This window comes from Mesorhizobium sp. P3_A2 (genome assembly GCF_056403115.1).
This window is the reverse complement of record NZ_JBFUGC010000009.1, coordinates 152,921-169,513: the sequence shown is the minus strand read 5'-3', so window position 1 is coordinate 169,513 and position 16,593 is coordinate 152,921. Positions and strand designations below refer to the sequence as shown.

Annotated in this window: 16 protein-coding genes; 8 read left to right on the top strand and 8 right to left on the bottom strand. The window is 62.8% G+C overall.

Translation table 11 applies throughout. The features are described 5' to 3' along the window. Positions 1-103: 103 nt before the first annotated feature. The 4 genes from AC1DXM_RS21390 to AC1DXM_RS21375 all read right to left on the bottom strand — a co-directional run bounded on the left by AC1DXM_RS21390 (position 104) and on the right by AC1DXM_RS21375 (position 3,023). Complete coding sequence (locus AC1DXM_RS21390; protein WP_477235907.1) at positions 104-817, bottom strand: HoxN/HupN/NixA family nickel/cobalt transporter; 714 nt, start codon at positions 815-817, stop codon at positions 104-106. Between the two features lie 39 nt (positions 818-856). Then, positions 857-1,897: a cation diffusion facilitator family transporter gene (locus AC1DXM_RS21385; protein WP_477235905.1), complete on the bottom strand. Its 1,041-nt coding sequence runs from the start codon at positions 1,895-1,897 to the stop codon at positions 857-859. Further along, positions 1,894-2,160: a metal-sensing transcriptional repressor gene (locus tag AC1DXM_RS21380; RefSeq protein ID WP_477235903.1), complete on the bottom strand. Its 267-nt coding sequence runs from the start codon at positions 2,158-2,160 to the stop codon at positions 1,894-1,896. Before AC1DXM_RS21380 ends, AC1DXM_RS21385 begins: the two co-directional genes overlap by 4 nt. Before the next feature lie 74 nt (positions 2,161-2,234). Continuing rightward, entirely contained in the window at positions 2,235-3,023 is a 789-nt protein-coding gene (locus AC1DXM_RS21375) for a 3-hydroxybutyrate dehydrogenase (RefSeq protein ID WP_477235901.1), read from the bottom strand. 220 nt (positions 3,024-3,243) lie between these two features. Here AC1DXM_RS21375 and AC1DXM_RS21370 point away from each other — a divergent pair, with 220 nt between their 5' ends. The 3 genes from AC1DXM_RS21370 (at position 3,244) to AC1DXM_RS21360 (ending at position 6,382) form a co-directional block, all read left to right on the top strand. Continuing rightward, positions 3,244-4,026, top strand: a complete 783-nt coding sequence (locus AC1DXM_RS21370; protein WP_477236142.1) for an acetoacetate decarboxylase — start codon at positions 3,244-3,246, stop codon at positions 4,024-4,026. After that, the gene (locus AC1DXM_RS21365) at positions 4,019-5,179 is read left to right on the top strand and encodes a patatin-like phospholipase family protein (RefSeq protein WP_477235899.1); all 1,161 of its coding nucleotides are present in this window, start codon (positions 4,019-4,021) and stop codon (positions 5,177-5,179) included. The genes AC1DXM_RS21370 and AC1DXM_RS21365 overlap by 8 nt, the downstream gene beginning before the upstream one ends. Before the next feature lie 357 nt (positions 5,180-5,536). Continuing rightward, on the top strand, positions 5,537-6,382 hold the full coding sequence (locus AC1DXM_RS21360) for an MFS transporter (RefSeq protein ID WP_477235897.1): 846 nt from the start codon (positions 5,537-5,539) through the stop codon (positions 6,380-6,382). Between the two features lie 172 nt (positions 6,383-6,554). Here the strand turns inward: AC1DXM_RS21360 and AC1DXM_RS21355 are convergent, their stop codons facing one another. Together AC1DXM_RS21355 and AC1DXM_RS21350 are read right to left on the bottom strand one after the other, a co-directional pair. Beyond that, positions 6,555-8,156, bottom strand: a complete 1,602-nt coding sequence (locus AC1DXM_RS21355) for an inorganic phosphate transporter (protein WP_477235895.1) — start codon at positions 8,154-8,156, stop codon at positions 6,555-6,557. A 151-nt stretch (positions 8,157-8,307) separates the two neighbouring features. Continuing rightward, positions 8,308-8,844, bottom strand: a complete 537-nt coding sequence (locus AC1DXM_RS21350; RefSeq protein ID WP_477235893.1) for a TetR/AcrR family transcriptional regulator — start codon at positions 8,842-8,844, stop codon at positions 8,308-8,310. A 151-nt stretch (positions 8,845-8,995) separates the two neighbouring features. Between AC1DXM_RS21350 and AC1DXM_RS21345 the strand changes: the two genes are divergently transcribed. Both AC1DXM_RS21345 and AC1DXM_RS21340 read left to right on the top strand, forming a co-directional pair. Next, positions 8,996-10,315 carry an efflux RND transporter periplasmic adaptor subunit gene (locus AC1DXM_RS21345; protein WP_477235891.1) on the top strand — a complete coding sequence of 440 codons (1,320 nt, stop codon included), beginning with the start codon at positions 8,996-8,998 and terminating at the stop codon, positions 10,313-10,315. Then, on the top strand, positions 10,312-13,395 hold the full coding sequence (locus tag AC1DXM_RS21340; RefSeq protein ID WP_352585318.1) for an efflux RND transporter permease subunit: 3,084 nt from the start codon (positions 10,312-10,314) through the stop codon (positions 13,393-13,395). Before AC1DXM_RS21345 ends, AC1DXM_RS21340 begins: the two co-directional genes overlap by 4 nt. A 170-nt stretch (positions 13,396-13,565) precedes the next feature. Here AC1DXM_RS21340 and AC1DXM_RS21335 read toward each other — a convergent pair whose 3' ends face one another. Further along, a complete protein-coding gene (locus tag AC1DXM_RS21335; RefSeq protein ID WP_477235889.1) occupies positions 13,566-14,027 on the bottom strand; it encodes a L,D-transpeptidase in 462 nt (153 codons plus the stop codon). Positions 14,028-14,251: 224 nt separating this feature from the next. Here AC1DXM_RS21335 and AC1DXM_RS21330 point away from each other — a divergent pair, with 224 nt between their 5' ends. Both AC1DXM_RS21330 and AC1DXM_RS21325 read left to right on the top strand, forming a co-directional pair. After that, the gene (locus tag AC1DXM_RS21330) at positions 14,252-14,704 is read left to right on the top strand and encodes a hypothetical protein (protein ID WP_477235887.1); all 453 of its coding nucleotides are present in this window, start codon (positions 14,252-14,254) and stop codon (positions 14,702-14,704) included. Positions 14,705-14,736: 32 nt separating this feature from the next. After that, positions 14,737-14,907 carry a hypothetical protein gene (locus AC1DXM_RS21325; protein ID WP_185970250.1) on the top strand — a complete coding sequence of 57 codons (171 nt, stop codon included), beginning with the start codon at positions 14,737-14,739 and terminating at the stop codon, positions 14,905-14,907. 71 nt (positions 14,908-14,978) lie between these two features. Here the strand turns inward: AC1DXM_RS21325 and AC1DXM_RS21320 are convergent, their stop codons facing one another. Continuing rightward, positions 14,979-15,683, bottom strand: coding sequence for a winged helix-turn-helix domain-containing protein (locus AC1DXM_RS21320; RefSeq protein ID WP_112559478.1), 705 nt, complete (start codon positions 15,681-15,683; stop codon positions 14,979-14,981). A 45-nt stretch (positions 15,684-15,728) separates the two neighbouring features. Between AC1DXM_RS21320 and AC1DXM_RS21315 the strand changes: the two genes are divergently transcribed. Next, positions 15,729-16,502 (top strand): response regulator transcription factor, encoded by a 774-nt coding sequence (locus AC1DXM_RS21315; RefSeq protein WP_477235884.1) that lies wholly within the window; start codon positions 15,729-15,731, stop codon positions 16,500-16,502. Positions 16,503-16,593 lie beyond the last annotated feature (91 nt).

Here is a 16,593-nt window from a genome sequence, read left to right as displayed (position 1 = left end):
GCTGACGCCTCACGGGGTCGTCGCGAAGGGAACCCCTTGTCACTATGCTGGAATGATCCTTCGTGCTTGTCAATCCACAACCCGGCTGTTCGTTTCAACGTCTTCAGCGCGAAGAAATTTGCCAAACCGCCACGCCAGCAAGAATGAGGCCGGCGAAACCTTCGATGCTTCTGGATACTATGTCGAACAAGCGTGGCCGGCTGTCGAAAAAATGCACCAGCCGTTCCCGAAACAGGATCGACAACACCGCCACGCAGGACAAGGTCAGCGCCACGCCGGCCATCATGGTGACCGCAAACAGAATACCGGCAAGCGGAACGCCTCTGGATATCGCGAAGGTCATCACGAACAGGGTCAGCGGGCATGGAATCAGGCCGGCCATGACTCCAACGGCTTCGCCCTCATGCTTGTGATGGTGGCCGTGGCTCAATGCGCGCCACAACATCCAGACGCCAATCAGGCCAAGCAACCCACGGCTGACGTCTTCCAGCAGCGGCGCTCGGCCAACGCTTCCCAAGGCAATCGATACCAGCGGTAACGAGAACACCGCGATCAGCACCGCGATCGTCACATGCGTGAAGGAAAGCGTCAGTGACACCAGAAGGCCGCGTGAAACCTTCGCGTCCGAACCGGCCAGATACGTGGCCAGGACGGCCTTGCTATGTCCCGGCGTCAGGGCATGGGCCGCACCGAAAAGCACGCCCATCGGCAGAAAGGCGAGGAACGCAAGCCAGCCACCGCCAGCCGAGAGCAGCTTTATCTGATCGGCGAGCGCCAGGTAGATCGTGCGCTGGAATTCGACAAGCGTCTGGAGCATCAGCCTGGACCGGCAGAAGCGGATGGATTTCTGCGCACGTCAGTGTTGGTGGTCGCCGTGTTCGCCATGATTGTGGTCGTGAGGATGTGGATGCTCGTGCGCGCCATGTTCGCTCGAAAACCGGATGTTGGCAGTCGCGAGTGCAGGCATGTGTTCGAACAGCTCATTCTCCAGCGCTGTCGTGATCTTGTTTGCTTCCGCGAGCGGCAACGTTTCGTCCGCAGCGATGGCGATGTCGGCGTGCAACTTGTGGCCAATCCAGCGGGCCTTGGCATCGACGATGTGAGCACCTGTCACATGCTCGCCAGCATGATGAATTTCGGCCATCACACCCGGCTCGACGCCGTCGAGCATACGGGTGAGCACCGAGCGCGCCGACTGCCAGACGATAGCAAAAATGGCGACCGTGATGAGGAGCCCGATAATCGGGTCGGCCAGCGGAAATCCGAGCCAGACGCCGATAGCGCCAATGACCACGGCAAGGCTGGTGAGCCCGTCGGTACGGGCATGGTAGCCGTCAGCGACGAGCGCCGCACTGTTGATTTCCCTGCCGATGCGGATGCGAAACACCGCGACGGCCTCATTGCCGAGGAAACCAACGATACCCGCCGCCGTCAGCCAGCCAAGATGCGTCACTGCCTGCGGATGGATCAGGCGCTCGATAGCCTGGTATCCCGCGACGATGGCGCTGAACAGAATGATCAGGACGATGACGATACCGGCGAGGTCTTCGACCCGACCCAGTCCATAGGTGAAGGTTGATGACGGCTTGCGCCTCGCCAGCATAAAGGCGACCCACAAGGGGATGGCAGTGGTTGCGTCTCCAACATTGTGAATGGTGTCGGCAAGAAGCGCCACGCTGCCCGAGAGAACCACTACGGCCATTTGCATCGCTGCGGTGACCGCCAGGATGACAAACGACCATTTTATGGCCCAGATGCCCCGATCGGTCGTCGCGATGGTTGCATCGATGACGCCGTGTGTATGACCATGCGGACCGTGGTGGTCGTGATCGTGGCCGGCACGACCGTGCGAACCGAAGCCGAACCAGTCGAGGGTGCGCCTGCCGAGACCGCTCATAGATACTTGGCCAACTGCTTGAGTTCCGTCAGCGAGTCGTGCGCTCCGCTCTCGGCGGTGTCGGTCAGGCAATGTTCGATATGATCGTGGATCAGTTCTCGCTTGGCGCTGCTTATGGCGCTTTCCACGGCATGGAGTTGCTGTGCGAGGTCAACACAGGAACGATGAGCTTCGAACATGGAGAGCACTGCCGCAAGGTGGCCTTGCGCGCGCTTTAGACGCTTCACGATAGCGGGATGCGACCGGTGCGTGTTGTCTGTCATGCCAGTCGACTATCCCCCCCGGGAGGATGAGTCAATCTGCAGTCTGTGATGGCGAGTTGATCTCGGGGACAGCCCTATTGCGCCGTCCAGCCGCCATCCATCGGCAAGGTCGTGCCGGTGATCTGCCTGGCCGCGTCAGAGCACAGGAAAAGCGTCAGCGCGGCAAGCTCCTCGACGGTTACGAATTCCTTGGTCGGCTGCGCCGCGAGGAGCACGTCGTGCTTGACCTGCTCCTCGGTCATGCCGCGCGCCTTCATCGTGTCGGGGATCTGCTTTTCGACCAGCGGTGTCCAGACATAGCCAGGCGCGATGGCGTTGACGGTGATACCGTCCTGCGCGACTTCGAGCGCCACCGTCTTGGTCAGGCCGGCAATGCCGTGTTTGGCCGAGACATAAGCCGACTTGAACGGCGAGGCGACCAGCGCATGCGCCGACGCGGTATTGATGATGCGCCCCCATTTGCGCGCCTTCATGCCCGGCACCACCGCCTTGATGGCGTAGAAGGCAGCCAGCAGGTTGATGCGGATGATGGCTTCCCACTTGTCGTCGGGGAATTCCTCGATCGGCGCGACGTGCTGTATCCCGGCATTGTTGACCAGAATGTCGAGGCTGCCGAAGGCAGCTTCAGCCTCGTGCACCATGGCGGTCACCGCGGCGCCGTCCATCATGTTGGCGCCGGAGTAGCGGCACTTGACGCCGAAATTCTTCTCGATGCCGGCGCGCTCCTGCTCGATCGCGGCGGCGTCGCCGAGCCCGTTGATGGTGACGTTGGCGCCCTCGGCGGCAAAGGCACGGGCAATGGCCAGGCCGATGCCGCTGGTCGAGCCGGTGACGAGCGCATTCTTCGAAGACAGAGAACCCATGGAGATCTCGCGACTGGTGGGAGGAGCTTTGACGCAGATGGTTTGTGCATCGCAACATAACAATGGCATGACCATATGTCATTGCGATTACAATGTTGTGATCCTTCACGCGCGCCATGCGCTGGCATCGAAGTGACACGACATGGCACTGTCATGCTGCCGTGCAACATAATCGTCCTGCACGTCCGCAAGATCGTTCCTGAACCGATGGGTGAGCAATTTGGAAATCGCCGATGTCGTGAAGCGCGCCTATGCGATGCCGCTGACCAACCCTTCCTTCCCGCCCGGCCCATACCGTTTCTTCGATCGCGAATACGTCATCATCACCTACCGCACGACGCGCGAGGCGCTCGAAGCAGTGGTGCCGGCGCCGCTGGAGATCGACGAGCCGCTGGTCAAATACGAATTCATCCGCATGCCTGACTCAACCGGCTTCGGCGACTACACCGAGACCGGCCAGGTCATCCCCGTCCGCTACAAGGGCCAGCATGGCGGCTACGTCCATTCCATGTATCTCGACGACGACGCGCCGATCGCCGGCGGCCGTGAACTCTGGGGATTTCCCAAAAAGCTCGCGAACCCCAAGATCGTGCACGAGGGCGAAGTGGTGGTCGGCACGCTGCATTATGGCAGCGTTCTCTGCGCCACCGGAACCATGGGTTACAAGCATCGCGAGGCCGACCACGACCAGGTGCTCGCCTCGCTCGCCGCGCCAAACTTCCTGATCAAGATCATACCGCATGTCGACGGAACCCCGCGCATCTGCGAGCTGGTGCGCTATTACCTGACCGACATCACGCTGAAGGAAGCCTGGACGGCGCCGGCCGCGCTCGACCTTCGCCCGCACGTGATGGCCGATGTGGCGAAATTGCCGGTGCTCGACATCGTCTCGGCCGTCCACTTCAAAGCAGATCTGACGCTTGGCCTCGGCGAAGTCGTGCATGATTACCTCGCCGACCAGTCTGCTGCCGGCGCGACCAGACTGGAGAAAGTCAGTGCTTGAGCGTAACCGCAGCAAGGCAGCTGCCGCCACGATCGCGGAAATCACCGCGCAATACGATCGCATCGCCCTGGTGTTCCAGGGCGGCGGCGCGCTCGGCGCCTATCAGGCCGGCGTCTATCAGGCGCTGGCCGATGCCGGGTGCGAGCCGACCTGGCTGTCCGGCGTCTCGATCGGCGCCATCAATGCCGCCATCATTGCCGGCAACGAGGCGAGCCGCCGGCTGCAGCGGCTGGAACAGTTCTGGCAGACGGTCTCGGGCCGCAAGATCTGGCCCTACACGCCGGAAGGCGACATCTACCGCGACATCCGCAACCGGACCTCGTCCTTCATGACGATGGCGATGGGCCAGCCCGGCTTCTTCAAGCCGCGCTCGCCCAATCCCTGGCTCCAGCTGTCGGGCGCCGAAGGCGCTACCTCTTTCTATGACACCGCCGAGCTCAAGGACACGCTGGAAAGCCTGATCGACTTCGACGTGCTGAACGACGGCAAGAAGCGGCTGAGCGTCGGCGCCGTCAATGTCCGGACCGGCAATTTCGTCTATTTCGACACCGAGAAGGTGCGCATCGAGCCGGAGCACATCATGGCCAGCGGCGCGCTGCCGCCGGCCTTCCCGTCGATTCGCATCGAGGGCGAATATTACTGGGACGGCGGCATCGTCTCCAACACGCCGCTTCAATATCTGCTCGACCAGGAAGAGGACCGCTCCTCGCTGGTGTTCCAGGTCGACCTGTTCAGCGCCCGCGGCGTGCTGCCGCGCGGCATGGCTGACGTGCTGTCGCGCCACAAGGACATCATGTATTCCAGCCGCACACGCCAGAACACCGACAATTTCCAGCGCATCCATGCGCTGAAGATGAAGTTGCTCGATGCGCTGAAGCGCGTGCCGCCGGAGCAGCTTAAGGACGGCGAGAAGGAATTGATCGCCGATTATTCGGATGCCGGCGTGGTCAACATCGTCCACCTGATCTACCAGCACAAAGGCTACGAAGGCCACGCCAAGGATTATGAATTCTCCGGCACCTCGATGCGCGAGCACTGGGAGATGGGCCAGGAAGACACGGAACGCACGCTGCGCCATAAGAAATGGCTGATGCTGCCGACCAATGCCGACGGCGTCACCATCCACGATCTGCACCGCGAGGATCCGACCTGACATTTGCGTCCGGCACAGGCGGAGCAATCTTACAAAGCGGACATCGCCCGCGAACGGAATCCTGCACCGGTTGGTCGAACCGACGCCGCGCATCGTGTCTATCACGAGCGCTGCCCCGACATGCGGGACAAGGATGCGATCCGCTCGGCCGATCCGATAAAGTCACCATGAGCTCCGCGGCAGCTCGACGAAACGACGGTGCAACGCGTGGGCACGCCTTCACGCCATCGAGCAAGCTCTGCCGGACTGTGAAGTTCTTCTTCATGGCATATCAACATTGTCGCGAATATTCGCTCGCGGAAAGCAGGCGTACATCTGAGCGCAAACAAATGCGCTGGGCTCAATGGAGTGCCGCTGATGACTGCCGAAGCTGTTTCCCCTGCTATCGTTCCATCGCGTGACGCCTGGCGCGGCCTGCTCTGGTTTGCGCCGCTCACGGCGCTTTGGCTCCTGGTGATCTACAGATGGCCGGCGATCCCGGCCACCGGCGTTCCGACCACGGCCCACCAGCTCGCAGCCCACGGGCTCATCGCGCTGGGATTGTGGCTCGGCCTCGAACACACGAGCCTGACGCCAGCTCAACGCCGCGCGACCTGGCTGGCGATCATGATCCCGGACACGCTGTGGCTAGCCTTCGCCTGGAGCGCCGCGATCAACGGCGTCTTTCACGTGGGCACCGCGTCTTTTCCGGTATTGCCATCCGCGATCTTCCTACCGGTGATCATCGGGGCGCCGCTCTTGCTGCTCTCGAAGCGGATCGGGCTGGTGCTCGATGCGATGCCAGCGAGCTGGCTCGTCATGCTTCAGCTCTACCGCGTATTCGGCACCTGGGCTATCGCGGCCTGGCTGCGCGGTGCGCTGCCCGGCGCGTTCGCAGCGCCGGCAGGCATCGGCGACATGCTGACCGGATTATTCGCGTTGCCGGCTGCGATCGCAGTGGCAACTGGCACAGCCGAGGGCCGGAGGGCGGCAACTCTCTGGAACATCCTGGGCCTTGCCGACTTCGCTGTCGCGATCACCATGGGCATAATCACCTCGCCCGGCCCGTGGCAGTTGATTGTCCCGGATGTGCAGAGCATCGGCGCAGGCGATTATCCGGGTGTGCTGACCCCTGCTTTCGTGGTGCCGAGCTCGATCCTGCTGCACATGTTGTCGCTACGCCAGCTGCGCCGCCGTAACAGGGCGGAAGTTGCGCGGCGGTAGGAATGAGCCCCGGCTGGAGCCGGCCAACAATTCCATCAAAAGCTGAACCGTTCGAAGTGGTGGCCCGCTTGCGGGCAGGCGCACGCTCTGACTCTTCATGGGTCTTCGCAGGATAGGCCGACAAAAGGAAACGGCGCCGCAAGCGGCGCCGCTTCCTTTGAGGGTCCGCCGCTCAGAAAACCTGGCGGAAGATCACGAACAGCACGAAGGCGAGCGTGATCGAACAGGGCAACGTCAGCACCCAGGCCAGCAACAGGTTGCGCACCGTCGACCATTGCAGGCCCGACCCGTTGGCTGCCATGGTGCCGGCAACGCCCGAGGACAGCACATGGGTGGTCGAAACCGGCAGGCCGAAGCGGTCGGCCATGCCGATGGTCACCATCGCCACCAGCTCGGCGGCAGCGCCCTGGCCATAGGTCAGGTGGCTCTTGCCGATCTTCTCGCCGACGGTGACGACGATGCGCTTCCAACCGACCATGGTGCCCAGACCGAGCGCCAACGCCACCGCGATCTTCACCCATAGCGGGATGAACTTCGTCGCGTTGTCGACGGCCTTGTGATAGTCGGTGACCGCCTTCAGGTCGGCGGCTTCCATCGGCAGCAGTTTCTTCTTGTCGATCAGCTTCAGCGCCTCGCCGATCAGATAGATGTCGTTGCGCGCATTGCTGACGAGGTCAGTCGGCACATTGTCGACCGAGGCATAGGGCTGCAGCGAAGTCGTGGTGTTGTGGATGTAGGTCTGCAGCGCAACGGTCGTCTGATCGCTCCAGGTCCGGGTGCGTACGGCATCCTGGACGGCAGCCTTGGCGTCGGTGACGGTGGCGCCCGGCTTGACGTATTTGCCGAGCGCCGTCTCGACGCTGACCGAAGCCGCCTTGTAGGCCTCGAGATAGTTGATGTCGGGCGTGCGGTTGAGCGCATAGGCCGTCGGCACGACGCCGATCAGGATCAGCATGATCAGGCCCATGCCTTTCTGGCCGTCATTGGAACCGTGCGCGAAGCTCACGCCGGTGCAGGTGAAGATCAGCAGGCCGCGGATCCACCATGGTGGCGGTGTGTTGCCCTTCGGCGCCTCATAGAGAGCAGGATTTCGGACCAGCAGCTTCATCACATAGAGCAGGACAAAGGCGGCGAAGAAGCCGACGATCGGCGACACCAGAAGCGTGATGCCGACATTGGTCGCTTGACCCCAGTCGACGCCGCTGGTGGCACTGCCGGCCGGCGCCATGAACTGATTGGCGAGGCCAACGCCGATGATCGAGCCGACCATCGTGTGCGAGCTGGAAGCCGGCAGACCGAGGAACCAGGTGCCGAGGTTCCACAGGATCGCCGCGACAAGCAGCGCGAACACCATGGCGAAGCCCGAGGAAGAACCGACCTGAAGGATGAGCTCGACCGGCAGCAGCGACAGGATGCCGAACGCAACCGCGCCGCTCGAGGTCAAAACGCCAAGGAAGTTGAAGACACCCGACCACATGACGGCGAATTCAGCCGGCATGGAGCGGGTGTAGATGACGGTCGCCACCGCATTGGCGGTGTCGTGGAAGCCGTTGACGAACTCGAAACCCAGCGCAATCAGCAAGGCAATGCCAAGCAGGATCCACGGCACGGTCTTGGCCACCGCCAGATCCTGGCTGAGCGCGTAGCCGACATAAATGACACCGACGAGCACCAGCACGCCGAAGGCCGGCAGGAACCACTTCGCGCCGCCTGATCGATTGAGCGGATGGTCCGGTCTCGGAATACCCGCCTCGCTAGAAACAACGTCCACCATCGTCCCACTCCGTTTGCACTGCAGCAAAGAACCACGGGTGACGCTATGACTGGACGATGAAGCTGATGTGACGGCTATGGTCTTTTTGATCGCGCAAGGAGGCGCAGCAGCGCCGGAATTTGACCCGCCCGCTTGCATCGCCCTGATGGAACTATCCCGCAATCTCGAGCAGCGCCGATACGAGCAAGCGGCGTTCGTCGGCAGAAAGCACATCGGAATCGAAGAGGTTCATGCTGCGCATCCCTTCGATGGCCAGAAAGCAGACCAGCAGCGTCTTGAGGTCCGGTGTCTCGCTCTTCAGCCGCTGCAGAAGCTGCGACTTGAAGGCTTTTATCGGCGTCAGGAAATCCGGATCCTCGGCGATCGCCGAGAAGATCCACGAGGCCGTCGGCTTCGGTTCCTCGCAATCAGCCGCCGAGAGCCGGATATAAGTGGCAAGCAGGCTCTCGCAGCTGGCGCCGGCGACACGGCCCGATTCCAGCGCCAGCTCGAAGGCGCGCAGGTAATTCTCCACCAGGCCCTGCATCAATTTGGCCTTGGTCGGAAAGTTGTAAAGCAAGCCGCCTTTCGACACGCCGGCGCGGCTGGCGACGGCATCCAGCGACAGGCTGCCGGGGCCGGTCTCGCGTGCTACGTCGGCAGCGGCGGCGAGTATCTTGTCGCGCGAATTTGCCCTTCGGGTCTTCATCGGTCCCCTCCCCCCACACGAGCCTAGGCGGAATTGACAAGACCGTCCAGACGGTACAGTAAGTTCGCCGTCATTTGTAATCGGGACCTACCCGTGGATAGGTGTCCCGAAATTCGGCTATTTTGCCGGACACCGGCCCAGGGGACAGTTCGTGAAGCGCTTCATCTCTATCACAGCAATTCTGCTTCTGCTCGCTCTGGTGTGCGTCGGCGTCGTCGGCTTCAACCTGTTCCGTGACAGCGCCATCAAACAGTATTTTGCCACCATGAAGCCGCCGGCGACGACCGTGTCGACGGTTGTCGTCAAACCTTCCGACTGGACGCCGGGCGTCGAGGCGATCGGCACGGTGCGCGCCGTGCGCGGCGTCGACCTGACCGTCGAGACCAGCGGCGTTGTCAAGGAGATCCTGTTTCACGCCAATCAGAAGGTTGCAGACGGTGCAGTCCTGTTGCAGCTCGACGACGCAGTCGAGCGCGCCGATCTCGAAGCAACGAAGGCGCAAGTGGCGGTCGTCCAGACGGCGCTGGAGCGCGCCATCGAACTGCAGAAGCGCGGCGTTAATCCGGAAGCTACGCTCGACACGGCACGTGCAACCGCAACAGCCACCGAAGCCCAAGTGGCCAAACTGCAGGCGGTGCTCGACCAGAAGCGGCTGACGGCGCCTTTCAGCGGCACGGTCGGTATCCCCAAGATCGATCTCGGCCAATATCTCTCGCCCGGCAACGCGGTGGTAACCTTGCAAGATCTGGACACCATGCGGGTCGATTTCACCGTGCCCGAACAGCAGCTGCCGCTGCTCAAGATCGGCCAGACCGTGCGGCTCGGCATCGGCGGCAGCGGCGGCGGCGCCGACATGCCATTTGCCGGCGCCATTCGCGGCATCGACCCCAAGATCGACGCTTCGAGCCGCCTGGTGTCCGTCCGGGGGGAAGTCGCCAACCCTGATGGCAAGCTGACGCCCGGCCAGTTCGTCCAGGTTCGCGTCGAGCTGCCGCAGGAGAAAAATATCCTGTCCTTGCCGCAAACGGCATTGACGTCGAGCCTCTATGGCGACTTCGTCTTCGTGGTCGTTCCGGCAAAGCCCGCCGAGGCGGGCGCGGCTCCGCCGGCAAAGGCCGAGGATCAGAAGCCGACCGCCGACAAGCCAGCCGACGACGCCGCAAAGCCGCAGGCCGAGGCCGCCAAGCCCGCCGCCGACGCGGCGAAGTCCACGGACAAGGCCGCCGAAAAGCCCGCTCCTGCTGACGCCGGCAAACCCGCCGCTGACGAGGAGAAGCCGGCGCTTGTCCTGTCGCAGGTGTTCGTGAAGCCCGGCCGCCGCAACGACGGCATGGTCGAGATCGTGGAAGGCATCAAGGCCGGCGACGAGGTTGTCACCGCCGGTCAGAACCGTCTCTTCAACGGCATGTCCGTTGCTGTCGACAACACCATTGACCCCAGCAAGTCGGCTAACCAGCAGGCTCAGCAATGAACGTTTCCGATATCTTCATTCGCCGGCCGGTGCTCTCCACCGTGCTGGCCTGCATGATCCTGCTCCTGGGTTTCCAGGGCATCTTCAACCTGTCGATCCGGCAGTATCCGAAGGTCGACGAGACGGCGATAACCATCACGACCGCCTATCCCGGCGCCAGTGCCGACCTGATCCAGGGCTTCATCTCCGCCCCGATCGCGCGTGCCGTCGCATCGACCGAGAACATCGACTACGTCACCTCGTCCAGCCGGCCCTCTTCCAGCACCGTGGTTGTGCAGATGAAGCTCGGCTCCAACCCGGATGTCGCGCTGACCGAGGTGCTGTCGAAGGTGCAGGGCGTGCGCGGCACCTTGCCTGACGCCTCGAAGGACCCTGTCATCGTCAAGGGTACCGGCCAAGAATTCGCGATGATGTACATCTCGATGCAGAATCCGAACATGACGAAGGAGCAGCTCACCGAATATATCGAGCGCGTGGTGCGGCCGCGCATATCGACGGTGGAGGGCGTCGCCGACGTGCAGATCTTCGGCGCCGAGGAATATTCGATGCGCGTCTGGATCGACCCGGTCAAGCTCGCCGCGCGCGGCGTCACCGCGGCCGAAGTGCTGACCGCGATCAACAACTCCAACTTCCTGTCGGCGCCTGGCAACACCGAGAACGAGTATGTCGTATCCTCGATCACCGTTCGCTCGACTTTGCAGACGCCAGAGGCCTTTGCCGAACTTCCGCTGCGTTCGACCGACGGCCAGGTGGTGCGATTGCGCGACGTGGCGCGCGTCGAGCTTGCCGCCGAGAGCACCGACACCAGGGTGAGTTTCAATGGCAAGCCGGGCACCTTCCTCGCCATCTTCCCGACGCCGGCCGCAAACCCGCTGACGACGGCGGAAGCGATCCACAAGATCGTGCCTTTGATTCAGGACACGCTGCCGAAAGGCATGACCATCGAGATCGTCTACGATTCCACCGAGCAGATCAGCGCCTCGATCGACGAGGTGTTCAAGACGATCGCCGAGGCCGTCGCCATCGTCATCGTGGTCATCCTGTTGTTCCTCGGCTCGTTCCGCTCGGTGATGATGCCGATCGTGACCATCCCGCTGTCGCTGGTCGGCGTCTGCTTCCTTTTGTTTGCGGTCGGATATTCGATCAACCTTCTGTCGCTGCTGGCCATGGTGCTGGCCATCGGCCTTGTCGTCGATGACGCCATCGTGGTGGTGGAGAATATCCATCGCCACATGGAGGAAGACCACATGTCGCCGATGCAGGCGGCCTTCAACGGCATGCGCGAGATTTTCTCCGCCATCGTGGCCATGACCATTACGTTGGCCGCCGTGTTCGCGCCGCTGGCCTTCACCGGCGGCCTGACCGGTGCGCTGTTCCGCGAGTTCGCGGTGACGCTGGCCGGATCGGTGGTGCTGTCCGGCGTCATCGCCGTCACCATCACGCCGATGATGGCGGCGCGCCTGCTGAAGGCCGGCGCCCCCGGCCGCTTCCAGCGCATCGTCGACGGCACCTTCAGCCGTGTCGAGCACGTCTACGAGCGGGCGGTCACCGCCTCGTTGAGAAATCGGCCGGTGACCCTGCTGATGGTCGTGGCGCTGGTTGCGCTCACCGGCTTCATGTTCACCAAGACTTCAAGCGAACTGGCGCCGGAAGAGGACCAGGGCTTCCTGCTGTCGATCGTGACGGCACCGCGCTATGCGACATCCGACTACACCGAGACCTATGTCAACCAGATCCTCGGCCTGGTGAAGGACATTCCTGAAACCAGGGCGCAATTCTCCGCCGTTGCCTTTGGCGGCGCGACCAACGGCGCCTTTGTCGGCTTCGCCTTCAAGGATTGGGCCGAGCGTCAGCGCAGTTCAAAGGAGCTTCAGGCCGACATCCAGGGACGTCTCGCCAAGGTCGCCGGCGTCGAGGCCTTCGTCTTCGCGCCGCCGACGCTGCCCGGCTCCGGCGGCGGGCTGCCGATCTCCATGGTGGTTCGCTCGACCGGCGGTTCGGCGGAGGTCTACGAGGCGGCCGAGCAGATCAAGAACAAGGCGCAGGCCTCCGGCCGCTTCATCGTCGTGCAGAACTCGATGTCCTTTGACGCGCCGCAGGTGACGGTGACCATCGACCGCGACCGCGCCGCGGCTCTCAACCTGCCGATTGCCGACATCGGCCAGACGCTGACGCTGCTGGTCGGCGGCGCCGAAGTGGCGCAGTTCGACCGCGACTCCAACAGCTATGACATCATCCCGCAGGTGCCGCAGGAATTCCGCGACAATCCCGACAAGCTCGGCGAATATTTCGTGCGCAGCGTGACCGGCGAGATGGTGCCGCTTTCGGCGGTTGTGAAGATTTCGACCAACGCCTCGCCGGCCGCGATCGAGCAGTTCAACCAACTGAACTCGGCGACGATATCAGCGCTGCCGCTTCCAGGCGTCACCACGGGCGACGGGCTGCAGACCCTGGAGAACCTTGCCAAGGAGAGCTTGCCCGAAAGCTTTTTCATCGATTATTCCGGCCAGTCCCGGCAGGAGAAGGAACAGGGCAACACGATCCTGATCGCGTTCGCGGCCGCCGTGATCGTCATCTACCTGGTGCTGGCGGCGCAGTTCGAAAGCTTCCGCGATCCGCTGATCATCATGATGGCGGTGCCGCTGTCGATCTTCGGCGCCATCGTGCCGCTCAATCTGGGGCTTGGAACGCTTAACATCTACACGCAGGTCGGCCTGATCACGCTGATCGGCCTGATCACCAAGCACGGCATTCTCCTGGTCGAGTTCGCCAACCAGCAACGCGAGAAGCACAAGATGTCGCGAAGGGAGGCCATCATCGCCTCGGCCAAGGTGCGCCTGCGGCCGATCCTGATGACGACGGCGGCAATGGCGCTCGGCGTCGTGCCGCTGATCGTGTCCAGCGGCGCGGGTGCGGCGGCGCGTTATTCGATGGGCCTGGTGATCTTCACCGGCATCCTGGTCGGAACCATGTTCACCCTGTTCGTGGTGCCGATGTTCTACACCTTCATCGCCAGCAAGGACCTTCCGCATCACGCCGAGAAGCCGGACCCGAAGCTGATGCCGGTGCCCGTGGACTAAAACTGCCCCAGTCGAACTGCGAAGCGAACAAACGAAAAGAGGCCGGAAACTTCCGGCCTCTTTTTTGACTGGATTGATTTACCGCGAAGCCCTGATGGAGCCTCAGGCGGGAGCTTGCGGTGCGGCACGGCCGTCTGGCTGCGCTGCACGACCACTCCAACCGCAGTCTGCTACTTGACGATGACGATGCTGGTGTTGGTCGGGCCGAAGGTTTCAACCAGCTGGTAGAAGTCGGCGGCATTGTCGGGATGCAGCCGCACGCAACCATGCGACGCCGGCTGTCCCAGCCGCTTGATGGCGTACGTCGCATGCACGGCGTAGCCGCCGCTGAAGAACACCGAATGCGGCATCGGCGCGTTATCGTATTTCTTCGAGTACCACATCTCATGCATGCGGGTCGGCTTGAACGAGCCGGTCGGCGTGACATGCGCCCTGTCGCCGGTCGAGACCTTCCAGGCGAAGGTCGGCCGGCCGTCGACCAGCACTTCCATGGTCTGCTGCGACAGCGAAACACGCGCCACGATCTGGTTTGCCGCAGCATGGGCGGCGCTGTTGGCGGCGCCAAGCAGGAGCGCGGCGCCGGCAGCGGCGACGGTGACGTTGATGAGTTTGGCGGAAATGGCTCTGTACATGATGGCTCCCCTTTTTGCCGGCCCGGCCGGCGTCAATTCGATGACCGCCTTATCCCTGCGTCATGTTTCAGACTGACTTCGCTTGATACTCGTTTGTGTTTCGAATCTGTTTCCTCTGGTTAACAAGCAAGGCGGGCAAGGGAGAAGCCGAGGAGGAGCGTCCCGTCCGTCCTGCGCACTCCGGCTGTGGCCAGTTCGCCAAACGAAGGCGCGGATATCCTTATATGAAAGAGGTTTGGCTTCGCTCGAAACCCACTTGCAACAAAGCGCGGTCGGGGCGGCATGATCTGGTTACAGGCCAACCGCACAGTCATCCCAACGAGAACAGCCGGCGCCAAACGAAAATGAGCATCAGATCGACCACCCTGTCCTGGCTTTTCAGGATCAGCATTGCCGCATTTGTTGTCGGCGGCATCGGCACAGTAGCCGGCACCCCGATGACGAAACTGGCGGCCATGAATTCGGGTGAGGTTTCGACGCTGCATGCCGCGCTGTTCATAGCCTTGGTCTGGATTGTCTCCAGTCTGCGCATCAACCGCCTCAAGGCCTTCTGGCGGGTCGGCCTTGGATTGAAGTGGATGCGCGGCCCCTCCGGCAACTTGCTGCCGAGAGGACCGAAGGCCCGCGCCGCAGCGGGGGGCTCCGTGGGCGGCGCGGGCACTTCGGGTTTATCCTGAAGCACCCGCGGTTTTGATTTTTGGGGATACCGATGAAGACGAAATCTGCTGCCACGGTGCTTTCGGCACTGCTCTACGCACAGGGCCTGCTCGGCTTTGCCGGTCTCGCCACAGTTCTCCTGAAGGACCGCGCGCAGGCTTCCAGCGACATCGTGGTCGCCAGTGAATTGCCGTCGGGACCATCGCTTCTGGTGGTGCGCTGACGCCTATGCATGCCGCCCAAAATTGCGCAGCGGTTTTGGGCGAGCCGCGTAACAATCCAGCCTTACTGCTCTCAGTCGGCGCGCTGCGTCGGCGGGTCGAACCGGTAACCGGCGCCGCGTATGGTGATGATGGTTTCGGTGTCGAGCTTGCGGCGCAACCGCACGATGCGCGAATCGATCGAGCGGTCGAAGGCATCGGCATTTTCAGCCGGCGCCGCCGCAATGATGTCGTCGCGCGTCAGCACCTTGCGCGGGCTGGCCAGAAACAGCCTGAGCAACGCCACCTGACCCGGCGACAGCTGCTCTTCCGCACCCGAGCGGTGCATGACGATAGCCGACCGCAAATCGACGGTGGCATTTTCCAGCACGATCAGTTCCTGGGCAGACCTGCCGCGTCGCGTCAGCAGGCCGCCGATGCGCGCGGCAAGCTCCCGGACATTGAGCGGGCTTTCAACGACGTCGGCGGCGCCAAGCTCGAGCGCCAGCACCTTGTCGACCAGATCGGCCGGTCGGCAGATCAGGATGAAATCGGGCCCGGCCTTCCCGTCCACGCTCTTGCCGCCGCCATAACGCCTGAGCAGGTCCCGCCCCTCCGCCTGGCTGACGCTGTCACCGACGATGACGACGTCGATGCCTCCGGCCGAGAGCAGGGATTCGGCTTCCCAGGGCTGCCGCGCCTCGCGCACGTCATGGCCACGCCGGTCGAGATGGTCGGCGAGATCGCCGGCCACCACATCAGCGACGGAAACCAGCGCGATGACGGATCGTGCAGCCATATTTTCTTCCCCTGCCCCTGCAACCGGATATGAGTGCTGGACATCATGTTTATACCCAATCTACTTTCTGCTGAAAGCGGGAGCGAGGCCATAGTGCGGGCACGAATTGTCATCGTCGAGGACGAGCCCGATCTCAGGGACGCGGTCGCCGAGTATCTCGGCGCCAATGGTTACGATGTGACCCAGGTCGGAAGCGCTGCCGAGGCGCGCACCTTGCTGGAGACCGAAGCGTTCAACCTAGCCATCCTCGACATCGCCATGCCCGGCGAGGATGGCCTCTCGCTCGGCCGCTGGCTGCGCTCGAAAATGCCGATCGGCATCATCTATGCCACTGCTGCCGGCACCGCGCTCGACCGCATTGTCGGGCTGGAGCTTGGCGCCGACGACTACATCGTCAAGCCCTATGAATTGCGTGAGGTGCTGGCCCGTGTCCGCTCCGTGCTGCGCCGGGTGCCGCAACCGAGCCCGCCGCAGGCCGCGAAGGCGCAAGCCGGCGGGCGCCGGCTGAGCTTCGGTCAATTCCAGGCTGACCTCGACGGCAGGCTTGTCACCGGCGCCAATGGCGCCGTCATCGACATGGCCAAGAGCGAGTTCGACGTGCTGGAGGTTTTCCTGACCCGTGCCAACCGGCTGTTGACGCGGGCGGCGATCTCCGAGGCGATCGGCTTCGTCGAAGATCCGGAATCGTCGCGTGCGGTCGACATCCGCATCATGCGGCTGCGCAAGAAGATCGAAGCCGACCCGGCCAATCCAAAATTTTTGCGCACGGTGCGCGGCGAAGGCTATATCTTCTCGCTGCCGACCGGCGACGGACACTAGCAATTCCAGGAAAAGTGCGTAGCGGTTTTCCGTCCGGAATTGCGTCGGAACAAAGAGATGGAACGGGTGCACCGTTCTAGAGCCCTACACC